Consider the following 14,779-nt stretch of genomic DNA (forward strand, 5'->3'; position numbering starts at 1 on the left):
AGCGGCCACGAAGGCTGTCGAGGCTCAGCAAATGGCATTAACCACGGCCAGAGCGCTTGCGATCCAGCTCGGTCAGCAATTTCTTGCGGATACGGATGTTCTTCGGAGTCACTTCTACCAGTTCGTCGTTATCGATGAACTCGAGAGCCTGTTCCAGAGTCATGCGGATCGGCGGAGTCAGCACTTGAGCTTCGTCGGTACCGGAGGCACGCATGTTGGTCAGCTGTTTGCCTTTCAGGCAGTTAACAGTCAGGTCGTTGGAACGGGAGTGGATACCGATCACCTGGCCTTCGTACACTTCGGTCGCGTGACCGATGAACAGACGACCACGGTCTTGCAGACCGAACAGGGCGTAAGTCAGTGCTTTACCGGTAGCGTTGGAGATCAGCACGCCATTCTGACGCTCGCCGATGCTGCCACCCTTGTGCGGACCGTAGTGGTCGAAGGTGTGGTACAGCAGACCGGTACCTGAGGTCATGGTCATGAACTCGGTCTGGAAACCGATCAGACCACGGCTCGGGATCATGAAGTCCAGACGGACACGACCCTTGCCATCCGGGGTCATGTTGGTCATTTCGCCTTTACGCAGACCCAGTTGCTCCATCACTGAACCCTGGTGCGCTTCTTCAACGTCCACAGTTACGGTTTCGAACGGTTCTTGCAGAACGCCATCAACGGTACGCAGGATTACTTCCGGACGGGACACCGCCAGTTCGTAACCTTCGCGACGCATGTTCTCGATCAGGATGGAGAGGTGCAGCTCACCACGACCGGATACACGGAACTTGTCCGGATCATCAGTCTCTTCCACGCGCAGGGCCACGTTGTGGACCAGCTCCTGGTTCAGACGCTCCAGAATATTACGGGAGGTCACGAACTTGCCCTCTTTACCGGCGAACGGTGAGGTGTTGACCTGGAAGGTCATGTTCACGGTCGGCTCGTCAACGGAGAGCGGCGGCAGGGCTTCAACGGCACCATTGTCACAGATTGTGTCGGAGATTTTCAGCTCGCCCAGACCGGTGATAGCGATGATGTCACCCGCTTGCGCGTCGGTAACTTCAGTACGGGACAGACCCAGGTAACCCAGCACCTGACCGACTTTACCGTTACGGGTCTTGCCGTCAGCACCAACGATGGTGACTTGCTGGTTGGTCTTGACGCGACCACGGGTGATACGGCCGATACCGATAACGCCCACGTAGGAGTTGTAGTCCAGCTGGGAGATCTGCATCTGGAAACCACCTTCGGCATCAGCCTTCGGCGCTTCAACGTTGTCAACGATAGCCTGGAACAGCGGCTCCATGTTCTCGGACTCGACGTCCTGATCCATGGTGGCCCAACCGTTCAGTGCAGAGGCGTAAACAACTTTGAAATCCAGCTGTTCGTCAGTCGCGCCCAGGTTGTCGAACAGGTCGAATACCTGATCCATTACCCAGTCAGGACGAGCACCCGGACGGTCAACCTTGTTGATGACCACGATCGGCTTCAGACCCTGAGCGAACGCCTTCTGGGTCACGAAACGGGTTTGCGGCATCGGGCCGTCTACGGCGTCAACCAGCAGCAGCACGGAGTCAACCATGGACAGTACGCGCTCTACTTCACCACCGAAGTCGGCGTGACCCGGGGTATCAACGATGTTGATGCGGTAGTCATTCCAGCGGATCGCAGTGTTCTTGGCGAGAATGGTGATGCCACGTTCCCGTTCCAGATCATTGGAGTCCATGATCCGTTCCTGGCCTTCCGTGGAGCGGTCCAGGGTGCCGGACTGCTGCAGCAGCTTATCAACCAGAGTCGTTTTGCCGTGGTCAACGTGCGCAATAATCGCAATATTGCGTAAATTCTCTAACATTCTCGCCTCAATCACCGGGTAAAATTGGGCGCTAATTGTACTCTTGCCTTTGTGATCTGCCTAGCAGAATTGCAGTACATTCGCGCATAACAACAGATCTGGATCATAGACCTCTCTGACAAACCCTGCTTAGATGGGCGGTGACCGTATTTCGCGCACCATTACAGTGCACCAAAACGATCCACCATCGCACTAAATTGATGCAACGCGAGTCGAGATCGCCTGATTTTGGGGAGCCTCTTCAGCGAGATTGCCCTGAAATCAAGCTGTCACAAACTTGGCACGATACTGGCTTATGTGAATACGACGACGCATTCACCCAGAGAGTTTTAACACCGGAGGTTACTTAGCATGTCAGCCCAGAACGTTTTGGCCCTGATCCAGGAACACGAAGTCAAGTTTGTTGATCTGCGCTTTACCGACACCAAGGGTAAAGAGCAGCATGTATCCATCCCTGCTCACCAGGTTGATGAAGATTTCTTCGAAGACGGCAAGATGTTCGATGGTTCCTCCATCGGCGGCTGGAAGGGCATCAACGAATCCGACATGGTACTGATGCCGGACGCAGCCTCCGCCAAGCTGGACCCGTTCACCGAAGAGACCACCCTGAACATCGTTTGTGACGTACTGGAGCCTGCCACCATGCAGGGCTACGATCGCGATCCGCGCTCCATCGCCAAACGTGCAGAAGATTTCCTGAAGTCCAGCGGCATCGCTGACACCGTGCTGTTCGGGCCGGAGCCGGAATTCTTCATGTTCGACAACATCACCTTCTCCAACACCATGGGCCACAGCTTCGTGAAAATCGAATCTGAAGAAGCCGCATGGAACTCCGGCACTGCCTATGAGCATGGCAACAAGGGGCACCGTCCGTTCGTGAAAGGCGGTTACTTCCCGGTTGCACCGGTCGACTCCTCCCAGGATATCCGCGCCGCCATGTGTCTGGTGCTGGAAGAGATGGGCCAGGTCGTTGAAGCTCACCACCACGAAGTGGCCACTGCCGGTCAGAACGAGATCGCTACCCGCTTCAACACTCTTACGCTGAAAGCTGACGAAGTACAGGTACTGAAGTACGTGATCCACAACGTGGCTCACGCCTACAACAAGACCGTTACCTTCATGCCGAAACCCATGTTCGGTGACAACGGCTCCGGCATGCACTGCCACCAGTCCCTGGCCAAGAACGGCGTCAACCTGTTCGCTGGCGACCTGTATGGCGGTCTGTCCGAGATGGCTCTGCACTACATCGGCGGTATCATCAAGCACGCCAAGGCCATCAACGCCTTCGCCAACCCGACCACCAACTCCTACAAGCGTCTGGTTCCGGGTTATGAAGCACCGGTCATGCTGGCCTACTCTGCCCGCAACCGCTCTGCCTCCATCCGTATCCCGGTGGTACCGAGCCCGAAAGCCCGTCGTATCGAAGTGCGCTTCCCGGATCCGGCTGCCAACCCGTACCTGGCCTTCGCTGCCCAGCTGATGGCCGGTCTGGACGGTATCATCAACAAGATCCATCCGGGCGATGCCATGGACAAGAACTTGTACGACCTGCCGCCGGAAGAGGCTGCAGAAGTACCGACCGTTGCCGGTTCTCTGGACGAAGCCCTGGCTGCTCTGGATGCTGACCGCGAGTTCCTGACCCGTGGCGGCGTGTTCAGCGATGACTTCATCAACTCCTATCTGGAACTGAAACAGCAGGATGTTGACCGTGTGCGCATGACCCCGCACCCGCTGGAGTTCGAACTGTACTACTCCGTCTAAGTCTCAGCAGACTGTCCGTTTAAATCTGGTCAGCTTGCTTAATCGTGACAAAACCCGCCATCTGGCGGGTTTTTTCTCTGATAGGATTAAGCAAAATACCGTCAAGGAGAGATGGATGAACAACAAGCATGGCATAGGGGTGCTCAGCCTCCTGTTGCTGACCTCGTTCGCTGCGGACGCGGCTAAGGTCTACTCCTGGGTCGATGGCAATGGCATCACCCACTACTCGGATGCGCCACCACCCGGCAAAAACGCCAAAGAGGTCGATCTGCGGGTCGCCCCGCTGCTGGGCAGCAGCGCGCCCAGATCGGTGCAAGTGGATAACTTCAACAGCCTGACCGGCGCCGATGCCAAGAAAGAGAAAGAGGCTGCCAAGCTGACCATCGAACTGCTCTCCCCGGAACAGGGCAGCACCCTGCGCGACAACACAGGCAACATCGTCTTTCAGGGCACCATCAGCCCCAAACCTCCGACCCAGTATGATGTGCGCCTGACCCTGGATGGCAAAGCCGCCCCCATCGTCAGCAACAGCCTCTCTGTCCGCGTCGAAAACGTCGATCGCGGCGCCCACGAGGCTCAGCTCGAGCTGCTCGCCAAAGACGGTACGATCCTTGCTAAATCCAGTGCAGTCACCTTTTACCTGCATAGAGCGAGCGTGACGCCGGCTCCCAAACCCACCCCCAAAGCCGACTAGGGGTGATATAGCGCACCGATGCGGGTAAACTCTATGCACCATATCGGTGCATAACAGGTGTATAGCACCGTTTTAGGGAGAAACCTGTGCCAACCCGCTCGGACAACGCCAAAACACTCTTGGATAATTTGCTGACCGCCGTGATCCTGATGGATGAGCGGCTCTGCATCCAATTCGTCAACCCGGCGGCTGAACAGCTGCTCTCCCTCAGTGAACGCAGGCTGATCGGCATCGAACTGCCCCATCTGCTGGAACATATCTCCCTCGACCTGCAACGACTGAAACATTGCCTCGTTTCAGGGCAGGGCTTTACCGACAGCGAAGTGACTCTGGTGGTGGAAGGAGAACCGCGACTGGTGGAGCTGAGCGCCACCCCGATGGCCGACCACGAACAGCGTCTGCTGGTGGTGGAGCTGCGCAAGATCGACCAGCAGAAGAAGATCAGCCAGGAGCAGCAGCAACATGCCCAGCAGCTGGCGGCCAAGGAGCTGGTGCGCGGGCTGGCCCACGAAATCAAGAATCCCCTCGGCGGCCTGCGCGGCGCAGCCCAGCTGCTGCAAAAAGAGCTGCCGGATCCGGCGCTGCGCGAATATACCGGCATCATCATCGAACAGGCTGACAGGCTGCGGGTACTGGTCGATCGGCTGCTCGGCCCCCAGCGCCCCGGCCGTCACCAGATGCACAATGTCCATTCGGTGCTGGAGCAGGTACGCCGACTGGTGGAGCTCGAACTCCCTCCCTCTGTTCGCATCGAGCGGGATTACGACCCCAGCATCCCCGAATTCGAGATGGAGCCGGATCAGCTGCAGCAGGCGTTTCTCAACATAGTGCGCAATGCCGCCGAAGCACTGGGCGATCAAACCGGGCTTATCCGTATCAAGACCCGCACCGCGTTCCAGATCACCATCCACGGCCAGCGCTACCGGCTGGCTGCGGAGATCAAGATCATCGACAACGGTCCCGGCATTCCCGATGCCATTCGCGACACCCTGTTCTATCCCATGATCACCGGCAAGGAGGGGGGAACAGGGCTCGGCCTCTCCATCGCCCAGAACCTGATCGACCAGCACAAGGGGCGAATTGACTGCATCAGCTGGCCGGGTCACACCGAATTCACCATTTTTCTACCGCTTCGCAAGTAAGGGAACCCCATGACCGCCAAAGTGTGGATCGTCGATGACGATAGTTCTATCCGCTGGGTGCTGGAGCGCACTCTCGGCAGCGAAGGCTTCAACTGCGAGAGCTTTGCCGATGGCGAAGCCCTGCTGCACGCCCTTGAGCTGCGCTCGCCCGATGTGATCCTCTCCGATATCCGGATGCCGGGCATCGATGGTTTGAGCCTGCTGGAGCAGATCCACCGTCGTCAGGCCGATCTGCCCATCATCATCATGACCGCCCACTCGGATCTCGACAGCGCGGTCAACGCCTACCAGCGCGGCGCCTTCGAGTACCTGCCCAAACCGTTCGACATCGACGAAGCGGTTACCCTGGTGCGCCGCGCCGAGAATCACCTCAAGGAGCAGCGCACCAAGCGCAAGTCTCGTCAGCAAGAGGCCACCGCCACCCCGGAGATCATCGGTGAGGCGCCAGCGATGCAGGAGGTGTTCCGTGCCATCGGCCGCCTGTCACGCTCCAGCATCTCGGTGCTGATCAACGGCCAGAGCGGTACCGGCAAGGAGCTGGTCGCCCATGCGCTGCACAAGCACAGCCCGCGCGCCCACAAGAACTTCATCGCCCTCAACATGGCTGCCATTCCGAAAGATCTCATCGAATCGGAGCTGTTCGGTCACGAGAAGGGGGCCTTCACCGGTGCCAACAACATCCGCCACGGCCGCTTCGAGCAGGCCGACGGCGGTACCCTGTTTCTCGACGAGATCGGCGACATGCCGCTGGATGTGCAAACCCGGCTGCTGCGGGTATTGGCCGACGGCCAGTTCTACCGGGTAGGCGGCCATCAGCCGGTGCAGGTAGATGTGCGGATCATCGCCGCCACCCACCAGAATCTGGAAAAGCGGGTGGCCGATGGCGAGTTTCGCGAGGATCTGTTTCACCGCCTCAACGTCATTCGCATCCACATCCCCGCCCTCAAGGAGCGCCGTGAGGATATCCCCCAGCTGGCCCGTCACTTCCTGCTGCGCGCAGCCAAAGAGCTGAACGTGGAGGCCAAGAGCCTGCACCCGGATACCCAGGCCTATATCAGCCGCCTACCCTGGCCGGGCAACGTGCGCCAACTAGAGAACGTCTGCCGCTGGCTTACCGTGATGGCCTCGGGGCAAGAAGTGCTAGTCGGCGACCTGCCTGCCGAGCTGCTCACCCCCATCACCCACAACGCCGAACCGGGTCAACCGGCGTTGCCCGGTTGCTGGCAGCAACAGTTGCAGGAGTGGGTAGCCAGCAAGCTGGCGCTGGGAGAGACCGACATCCTGGCCGATGCCATGCCCCAGTTCGAACGGATCATGCTGGAGACGGCGCTGGAGCACACCCACGGCCACAAGCAGGAGGCGGCGCGCCTGCTTGGCTGGGGTCGCAACACCCTGACCCGCAAGCTGAAGGAACTCGATCTCTCCTGAGTCCCGGGGAAAAACGATTCCCATCACGCCTTGATAAATCACCGACCAATAAGACCCCGTTTGCCAGCAAACGGGGTATCTTTTTTGAAAGCCCCGCCTAGAATGGCAGGCTTTCAAACCCGACTCGAAGAAGGCGCCATCATGATTGACAGATCTCTCCCCCTGACCGACCTGCACCGCCATCTGGACGGCAACATCCGCCCGCAAACCATCCTCGAGCTGGGTCGCCAACACAATATTCAGCTGCCCGCCTTCGAGCTGGAGGCGCTGCGCCCCCACGTACAGATCGTCGAGAACGAGCCAAGTCTGGTCGCCTTCCTGAAGAAGCTGGACTGGGGTGTTGCCGTGCTGGCCGACTATGACGCCTGCCGCCGGGTTGCCTACGAAAACGTGGAAGATCTGCTGCGCGCCGGTATCGACTATGCAGAGCTGCGCTTCAGCCCGGCCTATATGGCGATGGCCCACAAGCTGCACCCGCAAGGCGTGGTGGAAGCCATCATCGACGGCGTGGCCGCGGGCAGCCGTGACTTCGGCATCAAGGCCAACCTGATTGGAATCATGAGCCGCACCTTCGGCACCGAACAGTGCAATCAGGAGCTGGCCGCCTGTCTGGCCCACCGCGACAAGCTGGTCGCCATCGATCTGGCCGGTGACGAGCTGGGCTTCCCGGGAGAACTCTTTGTCGACCACTTCCGCAAGGTGCGCGATGCAGGCATGCGCGTCACCGTGCACGCCGGTGAAGCAGCCGGCCCCGAGAGCATGTGGCAGGCCATTCGCGAGCTGGGTGCCGAACGTATTGGCCACGGTGTCAAAGCGATTCAGGATCCGGCCCTGATGGCCTATCTGGCCGAGCACCGCATCGGCATCGAGTCCTGCCTCACCTCCAACGTCCAGACCACCACGGTGGCGAGCCTGACCGAACACCCGATCCGCCAGTTCCTGGCTGCCGGTGTGCTGGCCTGCCTCAACACCGATGACCCGGCGGTGGAAGGCATCGACCTGCCCCACGAATATGAAGTGGCTGCTCCGGCCGCCGGCATGACCGCCAGCGAAATCCGCACCGCCCAGCAGAACGGCCTGACCCTGGCCTTCCTGAGCGATAGCGAGAAAGCCGAACTGAGCGCCCGCGCCGCCAGCCGCTGATTAACACCGGCAGTGCAAATAACAACGGCCCACTACGGTGGGCCGTTTGCTTTGCGGATTTCTGATGATGGGTAAGCACTGGGCCAGCAGGCAGATAGCAAAAGGCCCAAACCGGGTTTGGGCCTTTTGCGGATGCCGATGCAGGGGAAAACTACTCCCGCTCCTTGTCGCGCTCCAGCGCCCGTTCCACCAGCGGCTCGGGCAGGCTCTTGGTCACCTCCACCCCCAGCTCGCGGAAACGCTCGACCTGCGCAATCAGGTTGCCACGGCCGTTGACCAGCCGTCCCATCGCCTTGTCGTAGCTCTCCTGGGCCTTGTGCAGGCTGCCGCCCATCTGCTGCATCTCCTCGACAAACAGCCGCAGCTTTTCGTAGAGGCGACCGGCCCGTTCGGCAATCTGGCGGGCATTCTGGTTCTGCCGCTCGTAGCGCCACAGGTTCTCGATGGTGCGCAGCGCCACCATCAGGTTGGTAGGGCTCACCAGCAGGATGTTGTTGTCGAGACCGTAACGCACCAGCGAGGGATCGGCCTCCATCGCGGTGAGGAAGGCAGGCTCCACCGCCACGAACATCAGCACATAGTCGAGGGTGCGCACCCCGGGCAACTGCTGGTAATCCTTGCGGCCCAGCTCGCGGATATGGTTGCGCACCGAGGCGACATGCTCTTTCAGCGCCACCGCCTTCTCCAACTCGTCCTCGGCGTTGTACCAGCGATCGTAGGCGGTCAGCGACACCTTGGCGTCGATGATGATGTCCTTCTCCTGCGGCAGGTGGACAATCACGTCGGGCTGGTAGCGCTTGCCCTTCTCCACCTCAATATTGACCTGGGTGTGGTACTCGTGACCTTCGCGCAGACCGCATTCGCTGAGGATGCGCGCCAGCACCACCTCGCCCCAGTTACCCTGCTGCTTGCTGTCACCCTTGAGGGCGCGGGTCAGCGCCGCCGCCTCTTCGGTCATGCGGGCGTTGAGCTCGGCGAGGCGCTCCAGTTCGAACTTGAGGCTGTGGCGCTGTGCCGTCTCCTGAGCGTGAGTCTCCCCCACCTGACGGCGGAAGCCCTCGAGCTGCTCCTTGAGCGGTGTGAGCAACAGATCGAGACTGTTCTGGTTCAATTCGCGGAAGTTGCCGGAGTTTTGCTCGAAGATCCGGTTGGCAAGGTTCTCGAACTGCTGGCTGAGGCGCTGCTCCGCCTCCTGTTGCAGTTGCAGCTTCTCGGCGGCGGCCAGCCGTTCGCTGCGCAGGGTCGCTTCCGCATCCTTGAGGCGGGCGGTGAGCTTGATCAGCAGGGTCTGCTGCTGATCCAGCTTCTGCTGGCCCTGCATCCGCTCATCCTGCAACTCGTCGAAGCGATCCTGCAGCGCCTGATAACGCTCCTGCGCCAGCATCAGCTCCTGAGCCTGCGCCGTGGCGGCCCGCCGCCCGATCAGCCAGCCCAGTCCGAGGGCCAGCACGGCGGCAGGCAGCAAGATCCCCCAGAGCCCGGGGTCGATCATTTGCGGCTCCGCTGACGCAGGAAGAGTTCGAGATAGCGGTTAACTAGGATCCAGAGCACCACGTAGATAAGGTAGGCGGCCAGCACCACCCACTTGTGGGTGTTGACGCCGGTATCGAGCTCGGCGAACTCGATATCCTTGATGCGGCAGTAGGCCCACATCAGCAGGGGAAAGACATAGAGCAGGGACGCACGCCAGAGAAATAGCCACATATGTTTTCATTCAACCACGTAAAAAGACCCGCCTAGCTTACACAAGGGCAACTGCGCTTGCGATCCTGACGGCCGCTATTCTCTGGCCTGCTTCCCGAAACTTCGATAAAATTAACCCCTAATAGGTATCAGGGGCGAGCATGACTCACTATTTCCTCCGTTGGCTGACACAAGGTTGGCAAGCTTCCCGCAAGCCAGCCGTGGTTTGCCATGAAGCGCGCCCGCCATGGGCCATCGAGGAGTCCCAGTACCTCTCCCTCTGTACCCGCTGTGGCGAGTGTTTCAAGGCCTGCCCACGCGGTCTGCTCAAACCGGCCACCCAGGAGGAGTACGAAGGGAGCCCCATCGCTGGCACGCCGGTGCTCGATCTCGCCTGCGGCCAGTGCAGCTACTGCGGCAGCTGCGCCAGAGCCTGCCCCACCGGCGCCCTCGACCTGCAACTGGGCCGGCAGGTGCAGACCCGGGTGCAGATTGAAGAGAGCTGTCAGGCACGGCAGGGCTTCTACTGCCTGCTCTGTGAAGATGCCTGCCCGCAACAGGCGATCAAGGCCACCGCCGACGGCATCAACGTCAATATGGATGCCTGCAATGGCTGCGGTGCTTGTGGCCTTGCCTGCCTGCACGGCGCCATCACCCTGATCCGCCAGCCAGGCAGTCGTTAAAAACCACCTGCGTACAAAAGCAAAAGGGGCCATCAGGCCCCTTTCACATCTTGTTCGTTATGCCGCGCCCTGTCAGGCCATGGTCACAATAGTCTCTTGCTCGATACCCAGCAGGTGGCAGAGACGGTTGGGATCGCGCACCGCATCGGCCAGTGTGTACTCGCCCAGCACTTCGAGGAAGGCGTTCATGGCGCGGCGCAGAATGCCCTGAATGCGGCAGCCGCCGGAGAGACGGCAGTTCTCGCGCTTGCAATCGACCGGACAGAGCACATGCTCCATGTCCATCACCACATCCCGCAGGTTAATAGAGACTGCTGAACGGCCGAGACGGATACCGCCATGCTTGCCGCGTACCGTTTCTATGTACCCCTTGATGCCAAGCTGGTGCACAATTTTGACCACGTGGTTGCGAGAGATGCCAAAGGTATCGGCCACTTCGGTAATGGTCGACAGACGATCCCCCGGCTGAACCGCCAGGAAGGTCAGGGTACGCAGGGCGTAGTCGGTAAATCGTGTCAGTTGCATGGTCGCACTTGCCTCTTACTACAAGCCAGGAATCAGGACGACAACATTGAGCTAAGAGGCAGGAGACAACCGGTTTGCCTCTGTTTGCCAATTGGTTCGCCAGAGGGGGCCTGTCTCTTAATCTGAGTTGCGGAGTGACAGGTTAAGAGCAGCACAACCGGGTGTCGATGAAGATGCACATAAATCGACACTTTCTTTGATTGATCGCAAACTTGCCGGGTTAGCACGGCGTTTAGCCGCTTTATGGCGGGTAAATCTCCCGAACCGTCCCCCTCACCAAAGCCCTTCGACAAGTCGCCACACGGGCCGCGATCCGTCCCTTAATCAGCCAGTAGAGAGGTGGTTCAGTGGGGCTGTTTCAGCCAGTTTTTCAGCGCAACCGAGGGGATGGAGCTCTCGGAGGCGACGGCAAACGCGCCCCAGTCCACCGCACACTGCAACGCATCCTTGATCGCCATGCCCCGCGCCAATCCGTGTATCAATCCGCCGGCGAAGGCATCTCCTGCCCCCGTAGTATCGACCACAGATACTGGCCGGGCGGCGACCCGGATCTGCTCATCGCCGTGGATAGCCACTGCGCCCGCCTTTCCTTCGGTCAGCACCAGCCATTCGAGATGCTCCCCCGCCAGCTGGCGGGCATGTTGCCAAGGGTCGCTCACCTCGCCGAGATCGGAGCGAGAGGCCACCAGTACATGGCAGGGACGGCGCGCCTGCCCTCCTTTGGGGTACTGGGCCACCACAAAGCTCTTGCCGAGCATCTGGCGCATATAGCTGATGATGGCGGTGCCGGGATAGTTCACATAGAGGCAATCGATCCCCTCCAGCGGCAGATCGCCGGGCAGATCGGGACGCCGCGGCCGGCGCAGTATGGTGCGCTCGCCAGTGGAGTCCACCAGGATCAACAGCTCGCCGGTCTCGCCGCCAAAGCGCTCCACATGGCTGCAATCCAGCCCGTAACCGGCCGCCTGCTCCAGCAGCCAGTCGCCGGTCTCGTCCAGCCCGATACGGGAGGCGATGGTCACCTCGTGACCCGCCCACACCAGCCCGATGCCGGTGTTGGCTGCGCCACCGCCCAACCTGCGCCCCTGATCCACATAGTGCAGCCGGGCCCCTGCCACCAGCGGTTCGGAGAGGGAGAGCACATGATCACAGTTGAGATTGGCAAGCAGCAGAATGCGGGACATAGAGACCTCGGACGATGGAGATAGCCCAAAAGAGACAGGCTGAACCCCGAGTAGAGCCCAGCCTGACAGAAGAGACAACCGGCAGCGATCGGGAATCCGATCGGGATCAATAGATGGGCAGCTCCACCCCGGCCAGCAGCTCGTCGATGCGCGCCTGACTCGGCTGCTGCATCACGCTCTGGATCACCTCCTTGGTGAGGTGGGGCGAGAAAGAGCTGATGAAGTCATACATGTAGTTCTGCAGCAAAATGCTCTTGCTGAAGCAGATTTGGGCCGGACAGGGCTTGAACAGGTGCTCCAGATTGATGGAGACCAGCCCGGGGCTGTCGGTGTCGTTGGCCACCAGCGAGGAGATGATGCCGATGCCAAAGCCCAGCTCCACGTAGCGCTTGATCACCCCGGCGTCCATCACCGTCATGTAGTAGCTCGGGGTGAGACCGGCAGCATGGAATACCTCGTCCTGCACCTGACGGCCAGTGGCGCCACTCTCGTAGCTGAGGATGGGGTAGTGACAGAGCTGCTCCAGGGTCGGCTTCTTCACCTTGGCCAGCGGGTGATCCTGCGGCACCACCAGCGAGAGGGTCCAGAGGTAGGCGGGCAGCGCGATCAGCTCCTTGTCGAAGCCAATTTCGTGGGCAACGATGGAGAAATCGGAGTAACCCTTGCTGATCTGCTCCTTGCTCGCCGACATTACCGGATGGAGGTGGAACGAGATCTTGGGGTACTTCTTGGTGAAGTAGGTAACTGATTTGGGCAACAGATAGCGGGCGATGGTGTGGGTAGTGTGGATGTTGAGGGTGCCCACGGTCGGATCCAGATACTCGCGGGAGATCGCCTTGATCTTGCTCTCGATATTGAGCATCGCCTCGGCACACTTGATGATCTCCTCACCCACCGGCGTAATGCGGTGCAGGTGCTTGCCACGGCGCTCGAAAATCCGCACCCCCAGCTCGCTCTCCAGCAGGCCAATCTGTTTGCTGACCCCCGGCTGACTGGTGAAGAGCGCATCAGAAGCCACGGACACATTGAGGTTGTGGTCCCGGATCGCGATCAAATACTTCAATTGCTGTAGTTTCAAGGCGTCACACTCTCACACTGGTTTGGCTCAGACAGCTTTGGCTCAGGCCGGGACGGCAATCAAGCCAGACAAACAGGCCGCCACATAGGCGGCCAGTGTACCATCCGATCCCGACATCTCAGCGCTTGATCCTTCATTTTGCTACAAAATCTAGCATCCGAAGGGGTGGCTGACAAACCGGGCTCAGGCCGCGCCAGCCCGCAGCGGCAGGATCCCCAGAAACTGCAGCAGCCACTGCATCATGGTCGCCGAATCCACCTCCCCCTCCAGCGAGGAGAGGCTGCTCTGGTAGCGCTCGTCGGGCAACAGGCCGCGGCGCCGCTCGATCAGCGCCCGGTTGTACTCCACCGAGAACTCCGGATGCCCTTGAATGGCGACGATGTGATCCCCCTGCAAAAACATGAAGTTGGGGCAAAAATCATTGCCCGCCAGCCGGGTAGCCCCCGGTGGCAGCAGGGCCACCTGATCCTGATGGCTCGCCAGAATGCGGATCTGATCCCGCGCCGGCGCCATCCAGGGCTCATCTGCCAACATGGGGTGCACCGACACACCCAGCCCCCACCCCTTGGTAGACTTCACCACTTCCCCACCGAGCGCCTGGGCGATCACCTGATGACCGAAGCAGACACCGGCCAGCTTGACGTCGGCATCGTGCGCCTGACGGATCCACGCCCGCAGTGCCTGAATCCAGGGGATATCGCTGTAAGCATCGTGGCGCGAGCCGGTGATGAGCCAGGCATCACACTCGTGCAGATCCTCCGGCAACTCCCCATCGAGAGCCGACCAGACCTGAAATTCCAGTTCGGGGGCCAGGGCCGCAAAGCCCCTGATAAACATCTCGGAGTAAACGGGGCCAAAACGATCCGCCAGATCGGGATCGAGCCGGTCACAATCGAGAATTCCCAATCGCATCTGTTGTTCCTTTACAGAGTTCGCCCCCGCCAATCATTGACCGGCGAGGGCAAGAGGTTAGGCCATGAGCACGCGCCAGCGCGTCACTTCATGGTCGGCATGGAGAACTCGGCACCACTGCGCAGGCTCTGGGGCCAGCGCGCCGTAACCGTCTTCATCCGGGTATAAAAGCGAACCCCGTCCGGCCCGTGCATGTTGAGCGGCCCGAAGATAGAGCGCTTCCAGCCGCCAAAGCTGTGAAACGCCATCGGCACCGGAATGGGAACGTTCACTCCTACCATACCGACCTGCACCCGCGCCGTGAAGTCCCGCGCGGTGTCGCCATCGCAGGTAAAGATGGCGGTGCCGTTGCCGTACTCGTGCTCGTTGATGAGGCGCAGCGCCGTCTCGTAGTCCGGTACCCGGACGATGGAGAGAACCGGCCCGAAAATCTCCTCGCGGTAGATCCGCATCTCTGGCGTCACCTCGTCAAACAGGCAGCCCCCGATAAAGTAACCCTCTTCGTGGTTCAGCGTGCGGCCATCGACCCGCAGCGCGGCCCCTTCGGCCACCCCCTGATCCACGTAACCGCGCACCTTGGCCAGATGCTCCTTGCTGATGAGCGGCCCCATCTCGTTTTCCGGGCTCTGGCCCAACCCCGGGCCCACCCGCAGTTTTTCCACCAGCGGTGTCAGCTTGGCCACCAGCGCATCGGCGG

At 60.3% G+C, this 14,779-nt stretch carries 14 protein-coding genes; 6 read left to right on the plus strand and 8 right to left on the minus strand.

Annotated elements, in window-relative coordinates; translation table 11 throughout:
* Positions 1-37: 37 nt before the first annotated feature.
* Entirely contained in the window at positions 38-1,849 is a 1,812-nt protein-coding gene (gene typA / locus DBR30_RS06705) for a translational GTPase TypA (RefSeq protein ID WP_005339679.1), read from the minus strand.
* A gap of 351 nt (positions 1,850-2,200) precedes the next feature.
* On the opposite strand from typA, the gene glnA reads away from it, so the two are divergent.
* From glnA to add, 5 genes are all read left to right on the plus strand, one after another.
* Positions 2,201-3,610, plus strand: coding sequence for a glutamate--ammonia ligase (glnA, locus tag DBR30_RS06710; protein WP_005339672.1), 1,410 nt, complete (start codon positions 2,201-2,203; stop codon positions 3,608-3,610).
* Positions 3,611-3,725: 115 nt separating this feature from the next.
* Positions 3,726-4,304 (plus strand): DUF4124 domain-containing protein, encoded by a 579-nt coding sequence (locus DBR30_RS06715; RefSeq protein WP_021231489.1) that lies wholly within the window; start codon positions 3,726-3,728, stop codon positions 4,302-4,304.
* 86 nt (positions 4,305-4,390) lie between these two features.
* Positions 4,391-5,446 (plus strand): nitrogen regulation protein NR(II), encoded by a 1,056-nt coding sequence (gene glnL, locus DBR30_RS06720; protein WP_040070099.1) that lies wholly within the window; start codon positions 4,391-4,393, stop codon positions 5,444-5,446.
* 9 nt (positions 5,447-5,455) lie between these two features.
* Positions 5,456-6,874 carry a nitrogen regulation protein NR(I) gene (glnG, locus tag DBR30_RS06725; protein WP_005339666.1) on the plus strand — a complete coding sequence of 473 codons (1,419 nt, stop codon included), beginning with the start codon at positions 5,456-5,458 and terminating at the stop codon, positions 6,872-6,874.
* Between the two features lie 141 nt (positions 6,875-7,015).
* Positions 7,016-8,017: an adenosine deaminase gene (gene add, locus DBR30_RS06730; RefSeq protein ID WP_042031978.1), complete on the plus strand. Its 1,002-nt coding sequence runs from the start codon at positions 7,016-7,018 to the stop codon at positions 8,015-8,017.
* Positions 8,018-8,168: 151 nt separating this feature from the next.
* Here the strand turns inward: add and rmuC are convergent, their stop codons facing one another.
* Together rmuC and DBR30_RS06740 are read right to left on the minus strand one after the other, a co-directional pair.
* Positions 8,169-9,509: a DNA recombination protein RmuC gene (gene rmuC / locus DBR30_RS06735; RefSeq protein WP_108541353.1), complete on the minus strand. Its 1,341-nt coding sequence runs from the start codon at positions 9,507-9,509 to the stop codon at positions 8,169-8,171.
* Positions 9,506-9,721, minus strand: a complete 216-nt coding sequence (locus DBR30_RS06740) for a hypothetical protein (RefSeq protein ID WP_005339659.1) — start codon at positions 9,719-9,721, stop codon at positions 9,506-9,508. The genes rmuC and DBR30_RS06740 overlap by 4 nt, the downstream gene beginning before the upstream one ends.
* Before the next feature lie 140 nt (positions 9,722-9,861).
* Here DBR30_RS06740 and DBR30_RS06745 point away from each other — a divergent pair, with 140 nt between their 5' ends.
* A complete protein-coding gene (locus DBR30_RS06745; RefSeq protein ID WP_005339657.1) occupies positions 9,862-10,383 on the plus strand; it encodes a ferredoxin-type protein NapF in 522 nt (173 codons plus the stop codon).
* A gap of 72 nt (positions 10,384-10,455) precedes the next feature.
* Here DBR30_RS06745 and DBR30_RS06750 read toward each other — a convergent pair whose 3' ends face one another.
* The 5 genes from DBR30_RS06750 to DBR30_RS21750 all read right to left on the minus strand — a co-directional run.
* Complete coding sequence (locus DBR30_RS06750) at positions 10,456-10,908, minus strand: Rrf2 family transcriptional regulator (protein WP_005339654.1); 453 nt, start codon at positions 10,906-10,908, stop codon at positions 10,456-10,458.
* 344 nt (positions 10,909-11,252) lie between these two features.
* Complete coding sequence (locus DBR30_RS06755) at positions 11,253-12,092, minus strand: PfkB family carbohydrate kinase (protein WP_108541352.1); 840 nt, start codon at positions 12,090-12,092, stop codon at positions 11,253-11,255.
* Positions 12,093-12,198: 106 nt separating this feature from the next.
* Positions 12,199-13,170: a LysR substrate-binding domain-containing protein gene (locus DBR30_RS06760; RefSeq protein ID WP_005356189.1), complete on the minus strand. Its 972-nt coding sequence runs from the start codon at positions 13,168-13,170 to the stop codon at positions 12,199-12,201.
* Between the two features lie 183 nt (positions 13,171-13,353).
* Positions 13,354-14,082, minus strand: coding sequence for a glutamine amidotransferase-related protein (locus tag DBR30_RS06765; protein WP_064337566.1), 729 nt, complete (start codon positions 14,080-14,082; stop codon positions 13,354-13,356).
* An 83-nt stretch (positions 14,083-14,165) separates the two neighbouring features.
* Positions 14,166-14,779: aldehyde dehydrogenase family protein (locus DBR30_RS21750; RefSeq protein ID WP_258224311.1), on the minus strand; the 614-nt coding region annotated here is incomplete at its 5' end.

The organism is Aeromonas sp. HMWF017 (assembly GCF_003061465.1).
GTDB lineage: Bacteria > Pseudomonadota > Gammaproteobacteria > Enterobacterales > Aeromonadaceae > Aeromonas > Aeromonas veronii.

Bases quoted from the DNA above. Each gene is read 5' to 3' on its own strand.
- add (WP_042031978.1), top strand. From the start codon at position 7,016: ATGATTGACAGATCTCTCCCCCTGACCGACCTGCACCGCCATCTGGAC.
- DBR30_RS06755 (WP_108541352.1), bottom strand. From the start codon at position 12,092: ATGTCCCGCATTCTGCTGCTTGCCAATCTCAACTGTGATCATGTGCTC.
- DBR30_RS06745 (WP_005339657.1), top strand. From the start codon at position 9,862: ATGACTCACTATTTCCTCCGTTGGCTGACACAAGGTTGGCAAGCTTCC.
- typA (WP_005339679.1), bottom strand. From the start codon at position 1,849: ATGTTAGAGAATTTACGCAATATTGCGATTATTGCGCACGTTGACCAC.
- DBR30_RS06740 (WP_005339659.1), bottom strand. From the start codon at position 9,721: ATGTGGCTATTTCTCTGGCGTGCGTCCCTGCTCTATGTCTTTCCCCTG.
- rmuC (WP_108541353.1), bottom strand. From the start codon at position 9,509: ATGATCGACCCCGGGCTCTGGGGGATCTTGCTGCCTGCCGCCGTGCTG.
- DBR30_RS06765 (WP_064337566.1), bottom strand. From the start codon at position 14,082: ATGCGATTGGGAATTCTCGATTGTGACCGGCTCGATCCCGATCTGGCG.
- glnG (WP_005339666.1), top strand. From the start codon at position 5,456: ATGACCGCCAAAGTGTGGATCGTCGATGACGATAGTTCTATCCGCTGG.
- DBR30_RS06750 (WP_005339654.1), bottom strand. From the start codon at position 10,908: ATGCAACTGACACGATTTACCGACTACGCCCTGCGTACCCTGACCTTC.
- glnA (WP_005339672.1), top strand. From the start codon at position 2,201: ATGTCAGCCCAGAACGTTTTGGCCCTGATCCAGGAACACGAAGTCAAG.
- DBR30_RS06715 (WP_021231489.1), top strand. From the start codon at position 3,726: ATGAACAACAAGCATGGCATAGGGGTGCTCAGCCTCCTGTTGCTGACC.